Here is a 14,125-nt window from a genome sequence, read left to right as displayed (position 1 = left end):
GCCGGCATCAGCCGACCCCACCTAAATCAATACGCCACGTCCAGAAAGGTCTGGTGCGCGGCAAGCGCGTGCGGGCTAAAGACCAGCCAAGGCTGCTCGCGCTGAAAGACACCGTGAATAAAGGGCTGGATCGACGCCTCGACCGGCGGCAACTGCTCGGAGAAGGCATCCACCGGGAAGTGCTGCATGCCGAACACCTCGTCGACCGTCAATCCGGCGAACACCTCCTGATGATCGACCACCAATACCCGCCGCTGCTTACGTAACGGAGACAGCTCCAGGCCGAAATAACCGCACAGATCCATGACGGGCAACAGCCGGCCGCGGACGTTTGCCACGCCCTTCACCCAGGTCTTCACTCCTGGTAACAACGTATAGCGCGGCTCGTGGAGTATTTCGCCAACCTCCCCCATCGGAGCAACAAACAGTCGCCCCCCCATTCGAAAACCGATACCTGCCCAGGTTTGGATGGCTTCCTGCTGCGAGGGCAGTCCTGCCGCCAGCGCTCGGCAGCGGGTATCGATTTCCAGAAGTCGCTGAAACGGCGTAGGCGTATCCGACATGCTGGCAACATCCCTTGATTACGAAACCGCCGTTTATCCGGCTAGTACGGCGCTCAGGGTCTTCAGCAGTGTCGCTTCATCCACTGGCTTGGTCAGGTAATCCTTGGCGCCTTGACGCTTGCCCCAGACCTTATCGGTTTCCTGGTCTTTAGTGGTCACAATGATCACCGGAATGTGACTGGTTTCAGCATCTTTGGTCAGTTGGCGAGTAGCTTGAAAACCGTTCAGACCGGGCATGACGATATCCATCAGTACCGCGTCCGGCTTTTCCTGACGAGCAAGCGCTACGCCATCGGCTCCGTTCTCAGCTTTCAGAACGACATGACCATGCTTCTCCAGCATGGCCGTCAGCTTGTACATCTCGGTCGGCGAGTCATCAACAATCAGAACGCGAGCCATGGTTTCTCCGTGGGAAAGGCTTCAGCGGCACACAGGGCCGAACTTCAGGATACTTGCTCTACCGGTGCGAAATCAGGCACATGCGCCTTGATCGCACCGAGCAACTCTTCTTTACTGAAAGGCTTGGTGAGGTACTGGTCCGACCCCACGATCCGCCCCTTGGCCTTGTCGAACAGGCCATCCTTGGAGGACAGCATGATCACCGGGGTGGATTTGAAAGAACTGTTGTTCTTGATCAACGCACAGGTCTGATAGCCATCAAGCCTCGGCATCATGATATCGACGAAAATGATGCGCGGGTGGCTATCCGCGATCTTGGCGAGCGCATCAAAGCCATCCACCGCCGTGATCACATCACAACCTACTTTCTTCAGCAGCGTTTCGGCGGTGCGACGAATCGTTTTCGAATCGTCGATCACCATGACCTTCAAGCCCTCGGAGTGCTGTTCCATTTCGCCCTACCATCGCCTCGGTGAGTCGTAGTTTATCGTTATGTCAGTGCGCCAGAGGCCCTGCCATCGATGGGCTGCACCCAATCGCCGGACCTTTTTAGCACACTCCTCAAATGCAAGCTATCCGCTGCCAAGGCAGCGGGATTTTCCTTGACCCAACGCACAACCGCCGCCAATCTGCATCGACATTTCAAGCCCCTGGCAGCTCCGCTCTGCCCCTCGCCGGAGATCATCGCATGACTGTTCGCGTCGGGATCATCATGGATCCAATCGCGCAGATCGCCTTCAAAAAGGACAGCTCGCTGGCCATGCTGCTGGCAGCCCAAGCTCGCGACTGGACCATCTGCTACATGGAGCAGCGCGACCTTTATCAGCTAGGTGGCGAGGCGCGCGCTCGCATGCGGCCGCTCAAGGTCTTCAACGACCCCCAGCGCTGGTACGAAGCAGAGGAAGAGATCGACAGCGCACTTAGCGAACTCGACGTCATCCTGATGCGCAAGGACCCGCCGTTCAACAGCGAGTACGTATACGCCACCTACCTGCTGGAGCTTGCCGAGCAAGCCGGCACGCTGGTGGTGAACCGACCGCAAAGCCTGCGCGATTGCAATGAGAAGTTCTTTGCTACCCAGTTTCCGCAATGCACGCCACCGACGCTTGTCAGTCGACGGTCCGACATTCTGCGGGAGTTTGCCCGCGAGCAGCGTGACATCATTCTCAAACCACTGGATGAAATGGGTGGCGCCTCGATTTTCCGTCACCGCGAAGGCGACCCGAACCTTTCGGTGATTCTCGAAGTGCTGACCGAGCACGGCAGCCGGCAAATCATGGCGCAGCGTTACATTCCGGCGATCAAGGATGGCGACAAGCGAATACTGATGATCGACGGTGAACCGGTGCCGTACTGCCTGGCACGCATCCCGGCGGCAGGAGAAACCCGCGGCAACCTCGCCGCCGGCGGGCGTGGCGTTGCACAGCCGCTTTCTGATCGAGACAGAGAGATTGCCGCCATTGTCGGTCCCGAGCTACGCAAACGCGGGCTGCTGTTCGTCGGACTGGATGTGATCGGAGATTTCCTCACAGAAATCAACATCACCAGCCCGACCTGCATTCGCGAGATCGACAACGCGTTCGATACCCGGATCGGCGAACGTCTGATGGACGCCATCGAGGCCAAACTGCAGCGCCGCTCCAACGCCTGAGACCAGTGCGCGGTTGGCCTACCAACCAACCGCCACCTTCCACGCGTAACCTATAGGCATCTGGCTGCGCCGCAACAAAAATCGGCGTCACCTTACGCAGCAAAGCTGTCGCCTGGTTCATAGACTTTTGCAGCCGTGCTGGGCAGACTGCGCGCACTTCGAGCCGACTGTGATGCGATGAACGCCGCTACACGCCAACCTATTCCTGCCCATACCGGCGTCCGCCCGGCGGATCGTCTCGGCTTCACGATATTTCTCGCCGCCGCGCTGCATGCAGCCTTGATCCTCGGCCTCGGTTTCTCGCTATCCGAACCGAAGCAGATCAGCAAGTCGCTGGAAATCACCTTGTCCACGTTCAAAAGCGAAGACAAACCGAAGGACGCCGACTTTCTCGCGCAGGACAACCAACAGGGTAGCGGCACGCTGGAGCACAAGGCGTCCCCGAAAACGACCGAGCAAGCGCCATTTCAAGACACCCAGGTGCGCAAGGTGACGCCGGCCTCTCCGCCGCCGCCTAGCACTCGCAGCGAGGCCCCGAAAACCGCAGTCGCGACCCGTGCGCCGCAGCCAGACAAGACGCCGGCAAAACCGCAGAAAAACAAGCCACAGCCCCAGGCGCAGCCGGCGCCTGTCTATGACAGCTCACAGCTCAGCTCGGAAATCGCCAGCCTCGAGGCGGAGCTTGCGCAGCAAGTCGAGCAGTACGCCAAGCGGCCTCGCGTCAGTCGCCAGAACAGCGCCGCCACCATGCGAGATATCAGCGCCTGGTACCGCGACGAGTGGCGCAAGAAGGTCGAGCGCATCGGCAACCTCAACTACCCTGACGAAGCTCGTCGTCAGCGGATCTATGGCAGCCTTCGCATGCTGGTGGTCATCGACCGCAACGGCGCGGTGCAGGAGCTACGGGTGCTCGAATCCTCAGGACAGGCGGTCCTCGACGAGGCGGCCATGCGCATCGTCAGGCTTGCAGCGCCGTTTGCGCCTTTCTCGGGAGAGCTGGCGAATAAGTTCGACCAGGTCGAGATCATCAGGACGTGGCGCTTCGAGCGCGGCGACCGATTGTCGAGCCGTTGATCAGCTGAATCAGCACCCGGCGTCAACAGCGCGGCAAGCCAGCGCATGCAGCTTCACGGCCTCGCCCGCAACGCTTAAGCTAGCAACCATGAACGCGACCTCACCCAATTACCTCAAGCATCATTTCCTGATCGCCATGCCCCATATGGCCGACCCCAATTTCGCCCACGCCTTGATTTATCTCGTGGAACACAATCGGGAAGGCGCAATGGGGCTCATCGTCAATCGTCCGAGCGGACTGATCCTGGCCGACATACTCGACCAGCTGCGCCCCGACGAGCCGGTCAGTCCCGCCAGTCAGCAGCTGCCGATTTTCGCCGGTGGTCCGGTGCAGACCGACAGAGGCTTCGTGCTGCACCCGGCCGACGCGCAGTTTCAGGCCACCCTCGGCCTCGGCGACCTAGGCGTGACCACATCCCAGGACGTGCTCTTCGCCATCGCCGACGGCTACGGTCCCAGGCAGCACTTTATCGCTCTCGGCTATGCCGGCTGGGAACCGGGTCAGCTCGAGGCCGAACTGGTCGACAACGCCTGGCTGAGCTGCCCGGCGCAGCCGCACATTCTTTTTGACCTTCCCTACGACCAGCGCCTTGCGGCTGCAGCCGCCTCGCTGGGTGTCGACCTGCGGCTTCTTAGCAGCCAGGTCGGTCACGCATGAGTGCCCTGCGTTTACTGCTGGGCTTCGATTACGGCACCAAGCAGATCGGCGTTGCTGTCGGTCAGGCGATTACCGGCCAGGCCCGGGAGCTTTGCGTGCTCAAGGCGCAGAACGGCGTGCCCGATTGGTCGCAGATCGAAGCGTTATTACGAGAATGGCAACCGGACGCACTGGTGGTCGGCTTGCCATTGAACATGGATGGCAGCCCCAGCGAAATGAGTGCGCGCGCGGAGAAGTTCGCCAGGCGCCTCAACGGCCGCTTCAACCTGCCGGTGCACACCCACGACGAGCGTCTGACGACCTACGAAGCCAAAGGCGAGCGCCTACGCGGCGGGCAGCAAGGCGGTTACCGCGAACGCCCGGTCGACGCCCTCGCTGCCGCCCTTTTACTCGAAGGCTGGCTGACGGCGCAAACCCTCTGATGCGTTATCAAGGAGAAACGATGACCCTGCCGAACCCCGATCAGCTACTGCCCGAAATGGCCGCGGCGCTGGATCAACACCTGAGCAGTCACGGTATATCGGAGCCTCTTTTTATCGGCATCCACACCGGTGGCGTCTGGATAGGCCAAGCGCTGCTGGAACTGCGCGGCAAGCAGGAAGCCCTCGGCGTGCTGGACGTGTCGTTCTATCGCGACGATTTCACCCAGAATGGCCTGCACCCACAGGTTCGCCCTTCGGCGCTTCCGTTCGAAATAGAAGGCCAGCATCTCGTATTGATCGACGACGTACTGATGAGCGGGCGCACCGTTCGCGCCGCGCTCAACGAGCTGTTCGACTATGGCCGCCCCGCCAGTGTCAGTCTGGTCTGCCTGCTGGACCTCAACGCCCGCGAACTGCCGATCCGGCCGGACGTAGTCGGCGCAACGCTGTCGTTGCCTTCCGACCAAAGGGTAAAGCTGCTCGGCCCGGCACCGCTCGCTCTCGAATACCAGACCCTCGCCTCCGCCAATTGAGACCCTCGCGATGACGCCTACTGACGCCAAGCGGCCGCTACAGCTGAACGACAATGGTCAGCTGCGCCATTTCCTGTCCCTGGATGGCCTGCCTCGCACGCTGCTTACCGAAATCCTCGACACTGCCGACTCCTTTCTCGAAGTCGGTGCCAGAGGAGTCAAGAAGGTCCCCTTGCTGCGCGGCAAGACCGTCTGCAATGTGTTCTTCGAGAACTCCACGCGCACCCGCACCACTTTCGAACTGGCGGCCAAGCGCCTCTCGGCGGACGTGATCACGCTGAACGTTTCCACCTCGTCGACCAGCAAAGGCGAAACCCTGACCGATACGCTGCGCAACCTCGAAGCCATGGCGGCCGACATGTTCGTCGTGCGCCACGCCGATTCGGGCGCTGCACATTTCATCGCCGAACACGTCTGCCCGGACGTCGCAATCATCAATGGCGGTGACGGGCGCCATGCGCACCCCACCCAGGGCATGCTCGACATGCTCACCATCCGCCGCCACAAGGGTGACTTCGAGAAGCTCTCGGTGGCCATCGTCGGCGACATCCTGCATTCGCGGGTAGCCCGTTCCAACATGCTCGCGCTGAAGACGCTCGGCTGCCCGGACATTCGCGTGATAGGCCCGAAAACGCTACTGCCGATCGGCCTGGAGCAATACGGCGTCAGTGTCTTCCACGACATGACCGAAGGCCTGCGCGATGTCGACGTAGTGATCATGCTGCGCCTGCAGCGCGAGCGCATGCAGGGCGGCCTGCTGCCCAGCGAGGGCGAGTTCTACCGTCTCTATGGGCTGACCACACAGCGCATGGCGCTGGCCAAGCGGGACGCCATCGTCATGCATCCAGGCCCGATCAACCGAGGCGTCGAGATCGAATCGGCGGTCGCAGACGGCGACCAGTCAGTAATTCTCAACCAGGTGACCTACGGCATCGCGGTTCGCATGGCGGTGCTCTCCATGGCCATGAGCGGCCAGACCGCCCAGCGCCAGATCGAAACCGAATACGCTGCCGAGGAGCAGAACTGATGCCAACCGAAATCCTCGGCGCTCGCCTGATCGACCCCGCCAACGGGCGCGATGAAATCACCGATATCTATTGCCAGGACGGCTTGGTCGTCGCCATCGGCCAGGCACCAGCTGGCTTCAACGCTGCACACAGCATCAATGCCCAGGGGCTGGTCGCCGCCCCCGGGCTGGTCGATCTGTCCGTTGCCCTGCGCGAGCCGGGTTACAGTCGCAAGGGCAACATCGCCAGCGAGACACTGGCTGCCACGGCCGGCGGCATCACCAGCCTGTGCTGTCCACCGAACACCAAACCGGTGCTGGACACCGCCGCGGTCGCCGAGCTGATCCTCGACCGCGCCCGCGAGTCCGGTCATGCCAAGGTCTTTCCGATTGGCGCGCTGACACGCAACCTGGCGGGAGAACAGCTCGCTGAGCTGGTGGCGCTACGCGATGCCGGCTGTGTCGCTTTCGGCAATGGCCTGACCAACTTCGCCAGCAGCCGGAACCTGAGCCGCGCGCTGGAATATGCAGCGACCTTCGGCCTCACCGTGATCATGCATTCCCAGGACAGCGATCTGGCCGAAGGCGGTCTTGCCCATGAAGGCCCTTCCGCCGCTTTTCTCGGCCTGGCCGGGATCCCGGAAACAGCCGAAACCATCGCCCTGGCGCGCAATCTGCTGCTGGTCGAACAGACTGGTGTCCGCGCCCACTTCAGCCAGCTCAGCACCGCTCGTGGCGCGCAGATGATCGCCGATGCACAGGCGCGCGGCCTGTCGGTGACCGCCGACGTGGCGATGTATCAATTGATCCTGACCGATGAAGCGCTGCACGGCTTTTCCAGCCTTTACCATGTGCAACCGCCGCTACGCAGCGCCGCCGACCGCGACGGCCTGCGCGAAGCAGTCAAAGCTGGCGTCATTTCGGCGATTTCCAGTCATCATCAACCTCACGAAGCGGATGCCAAGCAGGCACCGTTCGGCGAAACCGAGCCGGGCATCAGCAGTGCGGAAATTCTTCTGCCGCTCGCATTGACCCTGGTCGAAGATGGCCTGCTCGATCTGCCGACCCTGATCGCGCGCCTCAGCAGCGGTCCGGCCGCCGCACTGCAGCTTCGGGCGGGACGCCTGGCGGTAGGCGATGCCGCGGATCTGGTCCTGTTCGACCCACGCAGCTCTACCCTCGCTGGCGAAGTCTGGCATTCGAAGGGTCGCAATTGCCCTTTCATCGGCCACTGCCTCCCAGGGGCGGTGCGCCACACCATCGTCGACGGCAGAGTCGCCTTTCAAGCCTGATCTCGAAACCCAGGCGGTCCGGACCAGAAGGTCGGACCGCCCTCGAAACCGTCTTTACCAGCGCTTTTCCATGTTGCGCATCGAAACCTGGCTGTTCAGCGTCCAGAAGTCATAAAGCACGCCCACGAAGAACAGCCCGCCGGTGCACAGGTAAATCAGGCCGGTAATCCATTTGCCCTGATACATCCGGTGCACGCCGAACACGCCGAGGAAGGTCAGCAGAATCCAGGCGACGGTGTAATCGATCGGGCCAGGCTGAAAGCGCATGTCGGCCTCCCGGTCCATCGACGGGATCAGAAACAGGTCGATGATCCAGCCAACGAAGAACAAGCCGAGCGTGAAAAACCAGATGGTGCCGGTAATCGGCTTGCCGTAGTAGAAGCGGTGGGAACCGAGGAATCCGAATATCCACAGAAGATAGCCGATCAGGGTGCTATGGGTGTTCTGCCGCATCTGAGCCTCGCTGGTCTGATTGAGTCGCGCGTTGAGCTTATCCGATTCTCGGTCGAGTGAACGGTCTGCCGAACGGGCCGTTACGCGATAAGGTGACCGTGATACTGTATATGCAAACAGTATACAGATGATCCTCATGCAGCTGATCGAAAAGCTCAGCGTCCTTGCCGACGCTGCCAAATATGACGTGTCATGTGCCAGCAGCGGCGCGCCAAAGCGCAGTTCGAAAGGCCGCAGTGGGCTTGGTGCCACGAACGGTATGGGCATCTGCCACAGTTTCACGCCGGACGGTCGTTGCGTGGCACTACTCAAGGTGTTGCTGACCAACTTCTGCCTGTATGACTGCCAGTACTGCGTCAATCGGCGTTCCAGTGATGTACCGCGAGCGCGTTTCACGCCGGAAGAAGTGGTGACGCTGACACTCGACTTTTACCGTCGCAACTGCATCAGCGGTCTGTTTCTCAGCTCCGGCATCATTCGCTCGGCCGACTACACCATGGAACAGCTCAATCGAGTAGCCAAGCTGCTACGCGAGGAGCATGAGTTCCGCGGCTACATCCATCTGAAGACCATCCCGGACGCCGATCCGCTGCTCATCGCCGAGGCCGGTCGCTACGCCGACCGCCTCAGCGTCAATATCGAACTGCCGACCGAGTCCAGCCTGCTCCGCCTCGCGCCGGAAAAACAGGTGGTGACGATCAAACAGGCCATGCATTCGATTTATCAAGGAGAGACCGAAGCCCAGGCGGAGAAAGGTTCGCCGCGTTTCGCTCCGGCCGGGCAAAGCACGCAGATGATCGTTGGCGCCGACACAACTGACGACAGCACCATTCTGCATACTGCACAGTCGTTGTATGGCGACTTCCGCCTGCGCCGCGTGTACTACTCGGCGTTCAGCCCGATTCCGCACAGCCCCAAGACCGTTCCCTTCGAGGCGCCGCCACTGCTGCGCGAACACCGGTTGTACCAAGCCGATTTTCTCATGCGCGGTTACGGTTTTCGGGCCGGCGAGCTGCTTGCCGGTCCAGGCAACCTACCGCTGGACATCGATCCCAAGCTCGCCTGGGCGCTGTCCAACCGTGAGCATTTCCCAGTGGACCTGAATCGCGCCGAAGCGGCGCTGATCGCGCGCATTCCCGGGATCGGCATCCTCAGCGCCCAGCGCCTGGTGGCCCTACGCCGGCAGAAGCGCATTCGCTTCGAGGACCTGACGCGCCTTCGCTGCTCGCTGGAAAAGGCCAAACCCTTCATCGTGACCCTCGACTATCGACCGAGCCAGGCCCAGCGGGAATCTGCCGTCCTGCGCCAACAACTCGGCGAAGGTCCCGTACAGATGGGATTGTGGTGATGCGTCAGGTACGTTTCGACGGCACTTTCGCTGGCTGGCGCGACGCTGCGCGTGACCTGCTCCGCCGCAAGGTCGCCCCTCATCAGGTGGAGTGGCTCGGCAGTGACGATAGCGGTGGTTTGTTCGACGAGCCCGATGTACCCGAACCGTCAGAGCCGATGTCTCGGACACGCATTCCACGGCAACTGATCGACGAACTGGAGAGCGCGGCGCGCTTTCGAACTAGCGGCCGATGGAGCCTGCTATACCGCATTCTCTGGCGGGTCGCCAGGGGTGATCAGACGGCCCGGCTGGTCGGCGACGCTGATGGCAGTGAACTGCACGCACGGATCAAGGCGGTACGCCGCGAAACGCACCACATGCATGCTTTTCTGCGCTTCAGCCCAGCGGGCGCTGACGAAGTGGTGGACTATGTGGCCTGGTTCGAACCGGCCCACGACATCTTGCTCAGCGCCGCGCCGCACTTCGCCGACCGCATGGGCCTGCACTCCTGGCTGATCGCAACCCCGGACAATGCGGTGCTATGGGATGGTGAAACCATGCATTACGCCAACCCCTGCCCGCCCGCCTGGCGGCAACTGGCGCAATCGGTCGAGGATCCCGGCGCGCACCTGTGGAAGGCCTACTACGAAAGTACCTTCAACCCGGCGCGGCTCAACCGGGAAGTAATGCAGAGCAATCTGCCGGTACGCTTCTGGAAAAACCTGCCCGAAGGATCGCTGATTCCACAGCTGATGAGCCGCGCCAGGGCCGGGGCCCAGCGTGACGGTCAGGCCGAACGGGTCGCCAGCCGGCCCGGCAAACGCATCGGCCAATCAGGAAGGACCTGATCAGCGGAAGCTGCGACCCGGGTCGTCGTCGCTGACTTCCAGAGTGAGGCCTTGGGATACGGAGGTCAGATGTTCGCCATCGGTCTCCGAGCCCAATTTGATCATCAGGCGCAGGTCGTTGGACGAGTCGGCATGCAGCAGCGCATCTTCGTAGGTGATCTCGCCCTGCACGTAAAGGTTGTAGAGCGCCTGATCGAACGTCTGCATGCCGAGGTCGGTGGAGCGCTTCATCAGTGATTTGAGTTCGTGCACTTCACCCTTGCGGATCAGGTCAGCCGCCAGCGGCGTATTGATCAATACCTCAATGACCGCCCGCCGGCCTTTACCGTCGGGCGTGGGGATCAGTTGCTGGGCGACGATGGCCTTGAGATTGAGCGAGAGATCCATCCAGACCTGCTGCTGCCGGTCGGCGGGGAAGAAGTTGATGATTCGATCCAGTGCCTGGTTGGCGTTGTTGGCGTGTAGCGTGGCCAGGCACAGGTGGCCGGTTTCGGCGAACGCGACCGCATAGTCCATGGTCTCGCGGGTCCGCACCTCACCGATGAGGATCACATCGGGCGCTTGGCGCAGCGTGTTCTTCAGCGCCACGTCGAAGGAATCGGTATCGATACCGACCTCGCGCTGAGTAACGATGCAGCTCTGATGCTGGTGAATGAACTCGATGGGGTCTTCGATGGAAATGATATGACCGCTGGAGTTCTTGTTGCGGTAGCCGATCATCGCCGCCAGCGAAGTGGACTTGCCGGTGCCGGTAGCGCCGACGAACAGCACCAGCCCACGCTTGGTCATCGCCAGCTTTTTCAGCACGTCCGGCAGTTTCAGGTCTTCGAGCGTCGGGATATTGGTCTCGATACGGCGCAGCACCATCCCGGCGAGGTTGCGCTGATAGAAGGCGCTGACCCGGAAGCGACCGATGCCGCGCGCGCTGATGGCAAAGTTGCACTCGTGGTTCTCGGCGAACTCGCGGCGCTGCTGCTCGTTCATCACGGCATGCACGGTTTCGCGGGTCATTTCCGGCGACATGGGCGTCTTGTTCACCGGCAGGATCTTGCCGTTGACCTTCATCGAAGGCGGCACACCAGCGGTAATGAACAGATCGGATCCGCCCTTTTCGACCATCAGGCGCAACAGTTTCTCGAATTCCATCGTCGTTCTCGTAGTCTGGCGAAGCCGCGTTGTAGCGAAGCGGAAGCCGGCGACGATGTCGCCGGACCACCCGTGGGTTTAGAAATTTTCCGGCTGTTTGGCCTTTTCTTTGGCTGCGTCGCGCGAAATCAACCCCTTGGCCAGCAGCCCCTTGAGACAGGAATCGAGCGTCTGCATGCCCAGCGAACCGCCGGTCTGGATCGAGGAATACATCTGCGCCACCTTGTCCTCGCGGATCAGGTTTCGGATCGCCGGTGTACCGATCATGATTTCGTGCGCGGCCACTCGACCGCCACCGACCTTCTTCAGCAGGGTCTGGGAGATCACCGCCTGCAGCGATTCGGAGAGCATCGAGCGAACCATGGATTTTTCTTCCGCCGGGAACACATCGACCACGCGGTCAATGGTCTTGGCCGCCGAGGTGGTGTGCAGGGTGCCGAATACCAGGTGACCGGTTTCCGCGGCGGTCAGCGCCAGGCGGATGGTTTCCAGATCGCGCATCTCGCCCACGAGGATGATGTCCGGGTCTTCACGCAGCGCCGAGCGCAGGGCTTCGGAGAAGCCCAATGTGTCGCGGTGCACTTCACGCTGGTTGACCAGGCACTTCTTCGACTCGTGGACGAACTCGATCGGGTCCTCGATGGTGAGGATGTGGTGATATTTGGTGTTGTTCAGATAGTCGAGCATCGCCGCCAGGGTGGTCGACTTGCCCGAACCGGTCGGCCCGGTGACCAGCACCAGCCCTCGCGGCACATCGGTGATCTTGCGGAAGACCTCGCCCATGCCGAGGTCTTCCATGGTCAGCACCTTCGACGGAATGGTCCGGAACACCGCACCGGCGCCGCGATTCTGGTTGAATGCGTTGACCCGGAAGCGCGCCACGCCGGGCACTTCGAACGAAAAGTCAGTCTCGAGGAACTCCTCGAAATCCTTGCGCTGCTTGTCGTTCATGATGTCGTAGATCAGTGCGTGCACCTGCTTGTGGTCCATCGCCGGCAGATTGATCCGGCGCACGTCACCGTCAACGCGGATCATCGGCGGCAAGCCGGAAGACAGGTGCAAGTCAGACGCACCCTGCTTGGCACTGAAGGCCAGCAGTTCTGTGATATCCATGGGACTCCCCAATTACAAGCAAGCAGGTAGAATGCCGCGCAGACCCTAAGGTGGCAGGCGCAGTTAATGTCCACGATAGCGAACAATATTGCAAAGGTCGCAACGCGCATCCGTGAGGCGGCGCAAGCTGTGGCGCGTGATCCCGACGAGGTACGCCTGTTGGCGGTCAGCAAGACCCAGCCGGCCGCCGCGATTCGCGAGGCATCCAGCGCCGGTGTACTCGATTTCGGCGAGAACTATCTGCAGGAAGCTCTTGAGAAACAGGCCGAGCTCGCCGACCTGTCATTGACCTGGCATTTCATCGGCCCGATCCAGTCGAACAAGACCAAGGCGATCGCCGAGCACTTCGACTGGGTTCATTCGGTCGACCGCCTGAAGATCGCTCAGCGGCTCTCCGACCAGCGCCCCGAATCACTGCCACCGCTGAATATCTGCCTGCAGGTAAATGTCAGTGGCGAGGCCAGCAAGTCCGGTTGCGAACCACAGGATGTGCCAGAACTGGCTCAGGTCATCGCCGCCCTGCCCCGCCTGCGTCTGCGGGGGCTGATGACGATTCCCGAGCCGACCGACGATCCCGCCGAGCAGCGTGCCGCCTTCGCCCGCCTGCGACAGTTGCAAAACGAGCTCGACCTCGAGCTCGACACCCTCTCCATGGGCATGAGCCAGGATCTGGAGGCTGCCATCGCAGAAGGCGCCACCTGGGTCCGCATCGGCACTGCCCTGTTCGGCGCCCGCGCGTCGCCACCGCAGACCGCTCCGGCCAAACCTGCGCATAAGTAAAGGAGCCCACGCATGAACACACCCCGTATCGCATTCATCGGCGGCGGCAACATGGCTGCCAGCCTGATCGGCGGGTTGCGTGCCCAAGGCGTATCCGCCACATCCATCTGTGCCAGCGATCCAGGCGCTGACAAGCGCGCCGAGCTGGAGTCAACCCACGGCATCGAGACCTTCGCCGACAACAGCCAAGCCGTTGCCGGTGCCGATGTCGTCCTGCTGGCGGTCAAACCGCAGATGATGCAGTCGGTCTGCCGCGATCTGGCCGTCCATCTGCAATCGAACCAGCTGATCGTGTCGATCGCCGCGGGAATCAACTGCGCCAGCTTGCAGCAATGGCTGGGGCCGCAGACGCCACGGGCCATCGTGCGCTGCATGCCGAATACGCCATCGCTATTGCGTCAAGGCGTCAGCGGGTTGTTCGCCAGTGCTCAGGTCAGCGTTGAGCAAAAACAACAGGCCGAGCAGTTGCTATCGGCTGTGGGCCTGGCGCTCTGGCTGGACAAGGAAGAACTGATCGACGCCGTCACCGCCGTCTCCGGCAGCGGGCCCGCCTATTTCTTCCTGTTGATCGAAGCCATGACCGCCGCCGGCCAGCACCTGGGCCTGCCACGCGACACCGCGGCGCAGCTGACACTGCACACCGCGCTGGGTGCCGCACGGATGGCCTGCGAAAGCGACGTCAATGCAGCCGAACTGCGTCGCCGCGTCACCTCGCCGAACGGAACCACCGAAGCGGCGATCAAAGCCTTCCAGACAGGCGGCTTCGAGAGCCTGGTTCAACAGGCGATGAATGCCGCCGCACAACGCTCGGCCGAACTCGCCGAACAACTGGGTAATTAGGGTCTGTTGACGTTTCG

17 protein-coding genes are annotated in these 14,125 nt (G+C 61.6%); 11 read left to right on the top strand and 6 right to left on the bottom strand.

Translation table 11 applies throughout. The features are described from left to right. Positions 1 to 26 precede the first annotated feature (26 nt). From ACL0K2_RS15570 to pilG, 3 genes are read right to left on the bottom strand one after another with little or no spacing between them, the layout of a single operon-like run. The gene (locus tag ACL0K2_RS15570) at positions 27 to 563 is read right to left on the bottom strand and encodes a chemotaxis protein CheW (RefSeq protein WP_045163990.1); all 537 of its coding nucleotides are present in this window, start codon (positions 561 to 563) and stop codon (positions 27 to 29) included. A 33-nt stretch (positions 564 to 596) separates the two neighbouring features. After that, entirely contained in the window at positions 597 to 962 is a 366-nt protein-coding gene (gene pilH / locus ACL0K2_RS15565; RefSeq protein ID WP_045163991.1) for a twitching motility response regulator PilH, read from the bottom strand. 44 nt (positions 963 to 1,006) lie between these two features. Further along, positions 1,007 to 1,414: a twitching motility response regulator PilG gene (gene pilG, locus ACL0K2_RS15560; RefSeq protein ID WP_019339789.1), complete on the bottom strand. Its 408-nt coding sequence runs from the start codon at positions 1,412 to 1,414 to the stop codon at positions 1,007 to 1,009. A 236-nt stretch (positions 1,415 to 1,650) separates the two neighbouring features. Between pilG and gshB the strand changes: the two genes are divergently transcribed. From gshB to ACL0K2_RS15525, 7 genes are all read left to right on the top strand, one after another. After that, entirely contained in the window at positions 1,651 to 2,613 is a 963-nt protein-coding gene (gene gshB, locus ACL0K2_RS15555) for a glutathione synthase (RefSeq protein ID WP_413042976.1), read from the top strand. Positions 2,614 to 2,790: 177 nt separating this feature from the next. Then, on the top strand, positions 2,791 to 3,687 hold the full coding sequence (locus ACL0K2_RS15550) for an energy transducer TonB (RefSeq protein ID WP_413042975.1): 897 nt from the start codon (positions 2,791 to 2,793) through the stop codon (positions 3,685 to 3,687). Positions 3,688 to 3,775: 88 nt separating this feature from the next. Beyond that, the gene (locus ACL0K2_RS15545; protein ID WP_045163994.1) at positions 3,776 to 4,345 is read left to right on the top strand and encodes a YqgE/AlgH family protein; all 570 of its coding nucleotides are present in this window, start codon (positions 3,776 to 3,778) and stop codon (positions 4,343 to 4,345) included. After that, positions 4,342 to 4,767: a Holliday junction resolvase RuvX gene (gene ruvX, locus ACL0K2_RS15540; protein WP_239611235.1), complete on the top strand. Its 426-nt coding sequence runs from the start codon at positions 4,342 to 4,344 to the stop codon at positions 4,765 to 4,767. Before ACL0K2_RS15545 ends, ruvX begins: the two co-directional genes overlap by 4 nt. Positions 4,768 to 4,787: 20 nt before the next feature. Then, positions 4,788 to 5,300 (top strand): bifunctional pyr operon transcriptional regulator/uracil phosphoribosyltransferase PyrR, encoded by a 513-nt coding sequence (gene pyrR / locus ACL0K2_RS15535; protein ID WP_239611236.1) that lies wholly within the window; start codon positions 4,788 to 4,790, stop codon positions 5,298 to 5,300. Between the two features lie 10 nt (positions 5,301 to 5,310). Further along, positions 5,311 to 6,327, top strand: coding sequence for an aspartate carbamoyltransferase catalytic subunit (locus tag ACL0K2_RS15530; protein ID WP_045163997.1), 1,017 nt, complete (start codon positions 5,311 to 5,313; stop codon positions 6,325 to 6,327). Continuing rightward, entirely contained in the window at positions 6,327 to 7,598 is a 1,272-nt protein-coding gene (locus tag ACL0K2_RS15525) for a dihydroorotase (protein WP_413042974.1), read from the top strand. The genes ACL0K2_RS15530 and ACL0K2_RS15525 overlap by 1 nt, the downstream gene beginning before the upstream one ends. A 54-nt stretch (positions 7,599 to 7,652) precedes the next feature. Here the strand turns inward: ACL0K2_RS15525 and ACL0K2_RS15520 are convergent, their stop codons facing one another. Continuing rightward, positions 7,653 to 8,051, bottom strand: coding sequence for an NINE protein (locus tag ACL0K2_RS15520; RefSeq protein ID WP_045163999.1), 399 nt, complete (start codon positions 8,049 to 8,051; stop codon positions 7,653 to 7,655). Positions 8,052 to 8,187: 136 nt separating this feature from the next. On the opposite strand from ACL0K2_RS15520, the gene ACL0K2_RS15515 reads away from it, so the two are divergent. Together ACL0K2_RS15515 and ACL0K2_RS15510 are read left to right on the top strand one after the other, a co-directional pair. After that, complete coding sequence (locus tag ACL0K2_RS15515; protein ID WP_413042973.1) at positions 8,188 to 9,399, top strand: putative DNA modification/repair radical SAM protein; 1,212 nt, start codon at positions 8,188 to 8,190, stop codon at positions 9,397 to 9,399. Next, positions 9,399 to 10,229, top strand: a complete 831-nt coding sequence (locus ACL0K2_RS15510; RefSeq protein ID WP_045164001.1) for a TIGR03915 family putative DNA repair protein — start codon at positions 9,399 to 9,401, stop codon at positions 10,227 to 10,229. Before ACL0K2_RS15515 ends, ACL0K2_RS15510 begins: the two co-directional genes overlap by 1 nt. Here the strand turns inward: ACL0K2_RS15510 and ACL0K2_RS15505 are convergent, their stop codons facing one another. Together ACL0K2_RS15505 and pilT are read right to left on the bottom strand one after the other, a co-directional pair. Next, positions 10,230 to 11,375 carry a PilT/PilU family type 4a pilus ATPase gene (locus tag ACL0K2_RS15505; RefSeq protein WP_045164002.1) on the bottom strand — a complete coding sequence of 382 codons (1,146 nt, stop codon included), beginning with the start codon at positions 11,373 to 11,375 and terminating at the stop codon, positions 10,230 to 10,232. Between the two features lie 78 nt (positions 11,376 to 11,453). After that, positions 11,454 to 12,488 (bottom strand): type IV pilus twitching motility protein PilT, encoded by a 1,035-nt coding sequence (gene pilT / locus ACL0K2_RS15500; protein ID WP_019339777.1) that lies wholly within the window; start codon positions 12,486 to 12,488, stop codon positions 11,454 to 11,456. 66 nt (positions 12,489 to 12,554) lie between these two features. Here pilT and ACL0K2_RS15495 point away from each other — a divergent pair, with 66 nt between their 5' ends. Continuing rightward, positions 12,555 to 13,268, top strand: a complete 714-nt coding sequence (locus ACL0K2_RS15495) for a YggS family pyridoxal phosphate-dependent enzyme (RefSeq protein WP_413042972.1) — start codon at positions 12,555 to 12,557, stop codon at positions 13,266 to 13,268. Positions 13,269 to 13,280: 12 nt separating this feature from the next. Continuing rightward, complete coding sequence (gene proC, locus ACL0K2_RS15490; protein WP_413042971.1) at positions 13,281 to 14,108, top strand: pyrroline-5-carboxylate reductase; 828 nt, start codon at positions 13,281 to 13,283, stop codon at positions 14,106 to 14,108. Positions 14,109 to 14,125 lie beyond the last annotated feature (17 nt).

Origin of the sequence: Pseudomonas sp. YJ42, assembly GCF_047225135.1 — a bacterium.
Classification (GTDB): Bacteria; Pseudomonadota; Gammaproteobacteria; order Pseudomonadales; family Pseudomonadaceae; genus Stutzerimonas; species Stutzerimonas stutzeri_E.
This window is presented reverse-complemented; position numbering and strand designations above follow the sequence as displayed.

Excerpts from the sequence above, each read along its gene's own strand:
- ACL0K2_RS15525 (WP_413042974.1), top strand. The coding sequence starts at position 6,327 with ATGCCAACCGAAATCCTCGGCGCTCGCCTGATCGACCCCGCCAACGGG.
- pilT (WP_019339777.1), bottom strand. The coding sequence starts at position 12,488 with ATGGATATCACAGAACTGCTGGCCTTCAGTGCCAAGCAGGGTGCGTCT.
- ACL0K2_RS15520 (WP_045163999.1), bottom strand. The coding sequence starts at position 8,051 with ATGCGGCAGAACACCCATAGCACCCTGATCGGCTATCTTCTGTGGATA.
- pilG (WP_019339789.1), bottom strand. The coding sequence starts at position 1,414 with ATGGAACAGCACTCCGAGGGCTTGAAGGTCATGGTGATCGACGATTCG.
- ruvX (WP_239611235.1), top strand. The coding sequence starts at position 4,342 with ATGAGTGCCCTGCGTTTACTGCTGGGCTTCGATTACGGCACCAAGCAG.
- ACL0K2_RS15505 (WP_045164002.1), bottom strand. The coding sequence starts at position 11,375 with ATGGAATTCGAGAAACTGTTGCGCCTGATGGTCGAAAAGGGCGGATCC.
- proC (WP_413042971.1), top strand. The coding sequence starts at position 13,281 with ATGAACACACCCCGTATCGCATTCATCGGCGGCGGCAACATGGCTGCC.
- ACL0K2_RS15530 (WP_045163997.1), top strand. The coding sequence starts at position 5,311 with ATGACGCCTACTGACGCCAAGCGGCCGCTACAGCTGAACGACAATGGT.
- ACL0K2_RS15515 (WP_413042973.1), top strand. The coding sequence starts at position 8,188 with ATGCAGCTGATCGAAAAGCTCAGCGTCCTTGCCGACGCTGCCAAATAT.
- ACL0K2_RS15570 (WP_045163990.1), bottom strand. The coding sequence starts at position 563 with ATGTCGGATACGCCTACGCCGTTTCAGCGACTTCTGGAAATCGATACC.
- ACL0K2_RS15495 (WP_413042972.1), top strand. The coding sequence starts at position 12,555 with ATGTCCACGATAGCGAACAATATTGCAAAGGTCGCAACGCGCATCCGT.
- pyrR (WP_239611236.1), top strand. The coding sequence starts at position 4,788 with ATGACCCTGCCGAACCCCGATCAGCTACTGCCCGAAATGGCCGCGGCG.
- ACL0K2_RS15545 (WP_045163994.1), top strand. The coding sequence starts at position 3,776 with ATGAACGCGACCTCACCCAATTACCTCAAGCATCATTTCCTGATCGCC.
- ACL0K2_RS15550 (WP_413042975.1), top strand. The coding sequence starts at position 2,791 with ATGAACGCCGCTACACGCCAACCTATTCCTGCCCATACCGGCGTCCGC.
- gshB (WP_413042976.1), top strand. The coding sequence starts at position 1,651 with ATGACTGTTCGCGTCGGGATCATCATGGATCCAATCGCGCAGATCGCC.
- pilH (WP_045163991.1), bottom strand. The coding sequence starts at position 962 with ATGGCTCGCGTTCTGATTGTTGATGACTCGCCGACCGAGATGTACAAG.
- ACL0K2_RS15510 (WP_045164001.1), top strand. The coding sequence starts at position 9,399 with ATGCGTCAGGTACGTTTCGACGGCACTTTCGCTGGCTGGCGCGACGCT.